This window comes from Syntrophomonas sp. (genome assembly GCF_028707975.1).
GTDB lineage: Bacteria > Bacillota > Syntrophomonadia > Syntrophomonadales > Syntrophomonadaceae > Syntrophomonas.
In genome coordinates this window covers 25459-33713 of record NZ_JAQVZX010000019.1, presented here as the reverse complement: position 1 = coordinate 33713, position 8255 = coordinate 25459, and the positions used below count along the sequence as shown (strand labels likewise).

General features: G+C 47.0%; 9 protein-coding genes and 1 riboswitch. Of the genes, 1 reads left to right on the top strand and 8 read right to left on the bottom strand.

Annotated elements, in window-relative coordinates:
* The 3 genes from PHP87_RS04530 to PHP87_RS04520 form a co-directional block, all read right to left on the bottom strand.
* Positions 1-1172 (bottom strand): homocysteine S-methyltransferase family protein (locus PHP87_RS04530; RefSeq protein WP_299918923.1); only part of this gene is annotated, 1172 nt, incomplete at its 3' end.
* 65 nt (positions 1173-1237) lie between these two features.
* A riboswitch (SAM riboswitch) is annotated at positions 1238-1336 on the bottom strand.
* 17 nt (positions 1337-1353) lie between these two features.
* Positions 1354-1686 carry a Sec-independent protein translocase protein TatB gene (tatB, locus tag PHP87_RS04525; RefSeq protein ID WP_011640849.1) on the bottom strand — a complete coding sequence of 111 codons (333 nt, stop codon included), beginning with the start codon at positions 1684-1686 and terminating at the stop codon, positions 1354-1356.
* Between the two features lie 353 nt (positions 1687-2039).
* Positions 2040-2369: a phage holin family protein gene (locus PHP87_RS04520; protein WP_011640850.1), complete on the bottom strand. Its 330-nt coding sequence runs from the start codon at positions 2367-2369 to the stop codon at positions 2040-2042.
* A 178-nt stretch (positions 2370-2547) separates the two neighbouring features.
* Between PHP87_RS04520 and PHP87_RS04515 the strand changes: the two genes are divergently transcribed.
* Positions 2548-4083 carry a YifB family Mg chelatase-like AAA ATPase gene (locus PHP87_RS04515; protein WP_011640851.1) on the top strand — a complete coding sequence of 512 codons (1536 nt, stop codon included), beginning with the start codon at positions 2548-2550 and terminating at the stop codon, positions 4081-4083.
* A 201-nt stretch (positions 4084-4284) separates the two neighbouring features.
* Here the strand turns inward: PHP87_RS04515 and PHP87_RS04510 are convergent, their stop codons facing one another.
* Genes PHP87_RS04510 through PHP87_RS04490 form a run of 5 tightly spaced genes read right to left on the bottom strand, consistent with a single transcriptional unit; the run spans position 4285 to position 8254 of the window.
* Positions 4285-4743: a chemotaxis protein CheX gene (locus PHP87_RS04510; protein ID WP_299918913.1), complete on the bottom strand. Its 459-nt coding sequence runs from the start codon at positions 4741-4743 to the stop codon at positions 4285-4287.
* A gap of 2 nt (positions 4744-4745) precedes the next feature.
* Entirely contained in the window at positions 4746-5222 is a 477-nt protein-coding gene (locus PHP87_RS04505; RefSeq protein ID WP_299918911.1) for a chemotaxis protein CheX, read from the bottom strand.
* A 9-nt stretch (positions 5223-5231) separates the two neighbouring features.
* Positions 5232-5621 carry a response regulator gene (locus PHP87_RS04500; protein ID WP_299918909.1) on the bottom strand — a complete coding sequence of 130 codons (390 nt, stop codon included), beginning with the start codon at positions 5619-5621 and terminating at the stop codon, positions 5232-5234.
* Between the two features lie 28 nt (positions 5622-5649).
* Complete coding sequence (locus PHP87_RS04495) at positions 5650-6708, bottom strand: chemotaxis response regulator protein-glutamate methylesterase (RefSeq protein WP_299918907.1); 1059 nt, start codon at positions 6706-6708, stop codon at positions 5650-5652.
* Complete coding sequence (locus PHP87_RS04490; RefSeq protein WP_366942891.1) at positions 6701-8254, bottom strand: chemotaxis protein CheW; 1554 nt, start codon at positions 8252-8254, stop codon at positions 6701-6703. Before PHP87_RS04490 ends, PHP87_RS04495 begins: the two co-directional genes overlap by 8 nt.
* Position 8255 lies beyond the last annotated feature (1 nt).

Here is an 8255-nt window from a genome sequence, read left to right as displayed (position 1 = left end):
GCAAGAGGGACATCAACCGCAGCCTGAACTGCAACCACCGCCTCTCTCATAGCCATAGCTTCATCTATTCCAGGTACTCCCATATTTACATCCAGAATGGCGGCACCTGCTTCCACCTGTTTCCTGGCTTCATCCACTACCATCTGCATACGGCCTTCCTTGATATCCTGAGCCAATTTCTTGCGGGCGGTAGGGTTTATCCTTTCTCCGATAAAAGTGAGCGGCTTTCCCTCTCCCAGAACCACTGCCTGACTACGCGAAGCTAGGGCCCTAATTCTTCGTGGTGTCCTTTTCCGGGGGGAAAATCCCCTTAAAGTACTGGCGATAGCTTTTATATGCTCCGGGGTGGTACCGCAGCAGCCGCCTATGATATTGGCCCCGACATCCCTCAATTTCAAGGCATATTCAGCCATTTCCTCCGGTCTATCCGGGAAGACGGTTCTTTCCCCGAGCAGTTGGGGTAAACCGGCATTGGGCTCTACTGATAGAAATACACTGCTATAGCGGCCCATTTCTTCGATTATGGGCAGCAATTCCCGGGCACCCCCGGAACAATTGGCTCCAATGGCCAGGGGCTGCAAAGCCTCCATAATAATAAGAGCGGTAAGGGGATCAGTACCCATCAGGGTTCTTCCCCCGGGCTCAAAAGTCATATGGGCAATAACCGGCAGGCGGGTATGGGAACAGGCCGCAATCAAGGCAGCCCTCATTTCCCCGATGTCAGTCATGGTTTCTATTGATATGAGATCAGCCCCGGCTTTTTCACAGCTGAGCATCTGCTCGGTAAAAGCCGCATAGAGCTCAGCAAAATCCGCATTTCCAAAGGGTTTTAACAGTTTGCCGCTGGGACCGATGGAGGCCGCTACCAGGGCTTTTCCCCTGGCTCCGGCGCGAGCAATTCTTATGGCTTCAGCGTTTATTTCCGCTACCCGATCCTGCAGGCCATATTCAGCCAGTTTAAAGCGATTGCCTCCGAAGGTGTTGGATTGGATAATATCGGCTCCCGCTTCCATATACTGATAGTGAATATCTTCCAAAATCAATGGATTATTTACCCCAAAAAGCTCCGGACACTCCCCCGGGACCATTCCCCTTTCCTGCAGCATGGTTCCCATGGCTCCATCCAGGATAAGAATTCTACTCTGCAAAAGAGTATACAAGTTCGGAGACATTAACAACCCTCCCCAAATATACAATAAAAAAAGCCCTCATAATAAGAGGGCCGGTATGCTATCCCCTCTCATCTGCCAGGATCCTCCTGCAGGATTTGGCACCATACCTTTCAGGCGGTTGCCGGGTTTCATCGGGCCAGTCCCTCCACCACTCTGGATAAGAGTAAAAGTATTTATTTGCTTATGATAAGGTATTTCCGGGGTCATCTTTTTTGACCTTTTCTTTATTATTAAGACTCATTTCATTCAATTCGTCAAGGGAAACCGTAGGGGAAACTTCGATTTTTTCCGGCACCGCTTCTGGCTCTTTTTGGGCCGGCGCAGGTTTCTCATCAACCTTTAAGGCATCTTGAAACTCTTTTTGTACCCCGGTGGTAGCTTTTTTAAATTCCCGGGCTGCTTTTCCCATAGATTTGGCTACTTCCGGCAATTTACCCGGTCCAACTACTATCAAAGCAACAACCAGGATTAAAATCAACTCCCAGGGTCCTATGTTCCCGATAAAGCCAAACATTTTTCTTCCACCCCCTATCCATTCTTCCTCTGAGCTAGTTTGCCAGATAGATTATATAAAAGTCCTGGACATACCCCAGAGCTTCTTAGACATTAACTTGGTGATTAAAACCCCAATCTTCTAAATTCTGATTTTTTATTTTCAATCCAGGGAAATAAAAGAGCCTACTGCTTGTTTATTTTACTTGTCTTTATAAATATAAGCAAACTTTTTCCGGCAAAACTCAAAAGCCAGTATATACTGGCTTTCGAGCAAGATATGTTTTTTTATGGTTGAGTTCTCCCCCTATATTTAAGCTACTGCTGTGGCGTAGTTAGGGGGATAATCTTGCCAGTTTACCTGGCAAAAGCGAATTACCTGAGCTCAGTTGGAACAAATGCATCAACCAGGCCTATGACAAAAGCCGCCAGCAGACTTCCCAATAAGGATACCGACAGATAATTGGGAATAATAAACTGGGCCAGGTAAATGACTATGGCAGCCGTAATAAAACCCACCAGACCGCGAGAGCGTGGTGATATCCGGGTACCCAGAATGGCCTCGGCAGCATAGCCAAGAAGAGCAATTACAATTGCTGCAATCAAGGCTCCGGTAAAACCAGCTACGCTAATCCCTGGCAAAAGGTAACCCACCAGAAGCAAGACCAGAGCAGATACAACAAAACGGACTATGGCACCAATCATAGTAGTCTTAAACCTCCTTTAGAACAACATTTTTATACCCAATAGATTCCTTAAAGCTCTGTATTATGATTCGTAGAAAAGTAAAATACTATACGAAAAATTTTTGTTTCGAATAAATCATTAAAGGATTTTACCCCATCTTGACGAAAAATTACATAATAGGAAAGTTGGGATAAAAATGCTGGCCAGTTTTTATACTTTAGTAACAGCTGGTATAGATGCCAAATCAGTAAAAGTTGAAGTAGATATTCAGAGTGGAGCACTGCCCAGTTTTGAAATTGTCGGCCTGGCTCAGACCTCGGTTAAGGAATCCCGTGAGCGGGTTCGTTCAGCCATCAAGAACTCCGGCTACAAGTTTCCCAACCGCAAAATAATAATTAACCTGGCACCGGCTAATTTTAAAAAGGAAGGCAGTCACTTTGATTTGGCTATTGCCCTGGGGATATTGGCTGCTTCTGAGCAATTGGAAATTTGCCAGAACAAGACGCATTATTTTGCCGCTGAACTTTCTTTGGATGGTGCCTTGCGCCCCATTCCAGGAATACTGCCGATGGCCCTCGAACTGCTGGAAAGGGAACCCGATTCACATTTCATCATACCACAAGCCAACAGCCAGGAAGCCGGACTGGTAAGTGAAGTAAGCTCTCTGGCCGCCGGCAATCTGTCCGAGGTTTGTTGCTATTTACAGAATAGATTGGAATTGCCGGTCGTAGCTCCCACAGAGTATTTATCTGCTTCATCCCTGGGTAGCATTCCCGACTTTGCCGATGTTAAGGGTCAAGAAACCGCTAAAAGAGCTTTAATGGTAGCAGCGGCCGGATTACATAACATCCTTTTAATCGGTCCGCCCGGTGGGGGAAAGACCATGCTGGCTCGCCGGGTTCCGGGGATAATGCCGGAAATGAGCCGGGAAGAGATATTACAAACGACTCGGATTTATTCGGTAGCTGGCCTTCTAAGCTCGGAACAACCCCTAATTTTTAACCGCCCTTTCCGGGCCCCACATAAGAATGCTTCCAGTGCCAGCATCGTTGGTGGGGGGCGTATTCCTCGACCAGGGGAAATCAGCCTGGCCCATAACGGAGTGCTTTTCCTGGACGAATTACCCGAATTCAGCCGTGATGTACTGGAAGCCTTGCGCCAACCCCTGGAAGATAAAGTAGTGACTGTAGCCCGCTCCCAGGCTACCTTTAGCTATCCTGCCGATTTCGGCTTGGTTGCTTCCATGAACCCATGTCCTTGTGGGAATTTCGGCTCCGAAATGGAGTGCCGTTGTACTCCACTGCAGATACAACGCTATCTGGGAAGGGTAAGCGGTCCCCTGCTCGACCGGATGGATTTGCATGTGGAGGTTCCTCGAGTCAAATATGAGCAACTTCGGGATAGGGCGAACGGAGAAAGCTCCGCCAGTATGCGGGATAAAATTACCGCAGCCCGGAAAAAACAAAAAAAGCGCTTTAAACGCTATAAGATCACGCTGAATTCGCAGATGAGACCAACTGATGTTAAAAAGTTCTGCCGTCTGGATGAAGAATCAGAACAGCTTTTAAAAAATGCTTTCGACCGGCTTAGTATGAGCGCCCGAGCCTACGACCGCATCCTCAAAGTAGCCCGAACTATTGCCGACCTGGAACAATCAGACGATATTAAGCTGGAACATATTGCTGAAGCCCTGCAATACCGCAGTCTGGATCGGAAATACTGGCAAAGTTGAGAAGAAAGGGTGGACTATGAGAAACTCTAAAGCATGGAAAACATTCTGGAAAATCTGGTGGGTGGGCTTTATTATTCTATCAATAGCTCTCTTGATACAGATTTTGTGGTAATTAGAAAATTCTTTACCCCTCACTCTAATTTCATAATTGCTAGTACCTGGGTATAAGAACCTAATGAGAAAAAGTGAGGGGTAAGCCTGCTATTCCAACGCAATATTAAGGTCCAAGCTGCCTTCTGCCCCGCTAAATTGAACCACCAATGTCTCCACCATGCTGATCATGGAAACCATGTTCTTCCCGCTTATAAGGGTAGGTGGAGTTATATCAACCAGGCTGCCGACTTCCTGAAGATTGCTTACACTGTTGCCGGCAACCATATTAGCCAGTTCGCAGATGGCGCTCTTGGGCATCAAATCAAACTGGGAAACCGGCATACCCCCCATCATAGTGGAGGATATATTGCAGGCTGTAGCCTCATGCATAGACAAGACCACATTTCCTTTCAAGCCGCCTACGAGACCAATTATTATATTCACATCATGTTCGGTCTGTAGTTTTTCCCTTTTACTTAATCCGGTTCTTTTTAGTTCTTGCATGCCCAGCATCTGGCAAACATTTAATAAACCATTGATAAAAGGGTTTATGTATTTGATATCCATCCTTATTTGTTCCCCTCCTCCACTGCTACATTAATCTTAACCGGACCGGCATCAGTCTGCAAAAGTACAGAACAGGAACTAAGCCGTACATTAAACATACTCAAATCCTCCCCGGCAAAGACACTGGGAGGAGTAAGGCGCAGATTCAAGCCAGAGTTGCTGTTGTTAATGTCGGTAATGGCATTGCCGCTAATAATATTGCCCAGCTCAGCTCCAGAGAGCAGCACTTCTTCCTCCGCAAAAGTACTGTAACTTTCACCGGTAAGGCTAGAGGCAATGTGCAAAGCGGTTTCGCCACCCATATCCAGGAAGAACCTGCCTTTCCATCCCCCGGTAAAGCCGATAATAACGGTGAAACCCCGAGAAACAAAGGCGTCTCCTTCCTCTTCAGTTTCTCCGCTCCTAACCTCCAAGTCCAGCATGTCCCGGAAAATGCTTACACTGGCCTTAACAAATGGTACTATATGATTCGTAGCCATTCAATCACCTCAATTCTCTATTGCTTTGAGAATCTTTTCCACCAGTTCTTCCGCCTTAAAGGGCTTGCAACAGACATCATTTATCCCCCTTGATTTTGCATCGTTAATTATATCATCATCACCCATGGCGCTAAGCATTATTATCTTTTGCTTAGGATTAATGCCTTTTATCATACTGGCCGCATCCAAACCGTCCATTATGGGCATAGTTACATCCATGGTTATGATGTCGGGTTGAAACTGGGGGTAGCGTTCCACGGCTTCTTTACCATTGCCTGCCTCTCCTACTATTAAAAAACCTTCCGGTTCCAGGGCTTTTTTAATCATTTTGCGTGAAATAGGGGAATCATCTACCGCCATCACTTTTATGGGAGTTCCGTCCGTTCTAATACCCTTCATCCTGTTCCACCTCCAATTAAAACTAGCTTTATCGGTTTACCGCCCGTATGATTTCACGAGCTATGTTCCAAATGGGTACTACTATTTCCGCTCCGCCTCTCTTAATCGCATCTCCAGGCATACCAAAAACAATGGCACTTTCTTCGGATTCAGCAATAGTAATGCCCCCCGCCTGCCTAATCTTGACCATGGTATCAGCACCATCATTACCCATCCCGGTCATCAAGACCCCTATGGTTCTGTCCTCGAAAACCTGTAGTACTGATTGCATCATAACACTTACCGAAGGGATAAAAAGATGGTCCGGTTTGGAGCTAAGCCTAATTATTGCATCACCTGTTGAATTCTTTACCAGATTCAAATGACGGCCTCCGCTGCCCACATATAATACGCCCGGCTCGACCTTAATCCCGGCCCGGGCCTCAACCACCTCAATCTGACAGGCTCCATTAAGCCTTTTGACATAGGCTGGCGTAAAATTGGGGGGCATATGCTGAACCAGGAAAAGAGCCGCTTTAATATCCGCTGGTATCAGGGGAACGACTTCATAAATCATTTTCGGGCCACCAGTAGATATACCCATGGCTACTGCTTTGGTAACTTTCTGACCTGATCTGGGGGCAACTTTTTTCTTTACAACCGGTCTACGCTGCCCCCGGGCCATTCTTTCTCTTCCCACCACACGGTTCTTCTTTAACTGGGCGGCAGCTCTGATCTTATCGATAATCTCGGCGGCAACTTTTTTCATATCGCTGGAAACCGTACCTCCGGGTTTACCAACAAAATCAAAAGCCCCCAGTTCCAGTGCTTCAAAAGTAGTCATGGCTCCCTCCTGAGTGAGGGAGGAAACCATAACTACCGGACATATTTCTTCGTTTACAATATATTGCAGAGCCGTTATCCCATCCTGTTTTGGCATATTGACATCCATGGTAACGACATCCGGACGATATTCGCGGGCTTTAATCACAACATCCTCGCCGTCCCGGGCTGCTCCCACCACCTGGATTTCAGGATCGGATTCTATTATTTGCTTGAGCATTTTGCGCATTAATGCGGAGTCATCCGCAATTAATACCTTAATCATTGCTTTTTCCCTTGCCCTGTTTTTTTAATTTGGGAGTAACTCTCTTGGGGACCGGGGATTCATTTTGCCCTATTTGGGATATTTTCTTCCACTCCTTCTCCAAGAGGATGTTTTCCAGATTAAGCATCATTATCATCCTTTTATCCAGGTTGGCGATCCCATCCATAAATCGCTGCACCTCTTTATCCTGCAGAATCTCCGGGGCTTCCTCCAGTAGCTTATGAGATACCCTCAGTACCTCCAGGACTTCATCTACGATGAGACCTACTTTTTTCTTGTTTATGTCACTGACAATAATCCGGGTGAACTCAGTGTAATCCTTGTGTCCCATGGCAAAGCGCTTTCTCAAGTCAATTACCGGAATTACTTCTCCCCGGAGGTTTACTACTCCTTCCACATATTCAGGAGCCCGCGGAACCCTGGTAATCTTGGAAAGCCGATTTATTTCCTGCACCTGGGTTATGCGCACCCCGAATTGTTCCCCGGCCAGGCGAAATACTACCATCTGTTCTTCATCTTCCTGCAGCTCCTGTTCCAGAGCTTCTTCTTCAATATCCTTGCCGGACTCGAGCTGTTCAATATCCTGAAGCTCTTCACTGCTGATGATATCCTGCAAGTCCATCAGCATTATGATGCGCTTCCCTTCCTCCAAACGGGCAATACCCTTTAACTTCTCTCCGGCTTCTCCGCTTAAAGCCTGCGGGGGAGGAAAAATGGTATCCTGGGGTACCCGGGTAACCTCAAACACCTTATCCACAATAAGTCCCACCAGGACCCCATCTATATCAGCCACTACCACCCGGGTGCTGCCGGTGGTTTCTTCACTGCCCATATTTAGCTTGATCCGCAGGTCGACAATGGGCATCAGGGTATCCCGCAAAGATATCAGCCCTTTGATATAGGGAGCAACATTGGGCACCTTGACGATTTCCGGATAGCGAATTATCTCCCGCACCCTTTCGATTTCCAGCCCAAATTCTTCATTCCCCAATTGGAAAGAGACCAGTTGTACTTCTTCTAATGCTTTTTCCTCTTTTCTCCGGGCCTGCTCCACTCCTTTTCTTAAGCTTGTGCCTTCCGAAGATTTCGCCTTCTCCATATTGCAAACACTGGCCACATCCAGGATCATGGCCAGCTTTTTCTGGTCATTCAGCTTGACCACCCCGCTTATAGAGCTGCTATCCACCCCGGATACCGTTGCTGGAGCGACTTCAATTCGCTCGGTCTCCACCCGCAGAACTTCGGAAACTGAGTCCACACTAAGGCCCACAGTTTTACCATTTACATCCACTACGATGACCCGGCTGGATACTTCTCTTTCTTTTTTCTGCAGGCCAAACTTGGCCCGGGTATCAATTACCGGCAGGATGTGGCCCCGAAGGTTGGTAACCCCTTCCACATAGGCAGCCGCCTGAGGTACTACCGTAATCGAAGGAATACGAATTATTTCCTGCACATTCATGATATCTATACCAAAAGTTTCTTCACCTAAAGCAAAGGTAACCAGTTGCATTTCACCTGAGGAGAAAACGCTGTCAACACTCATC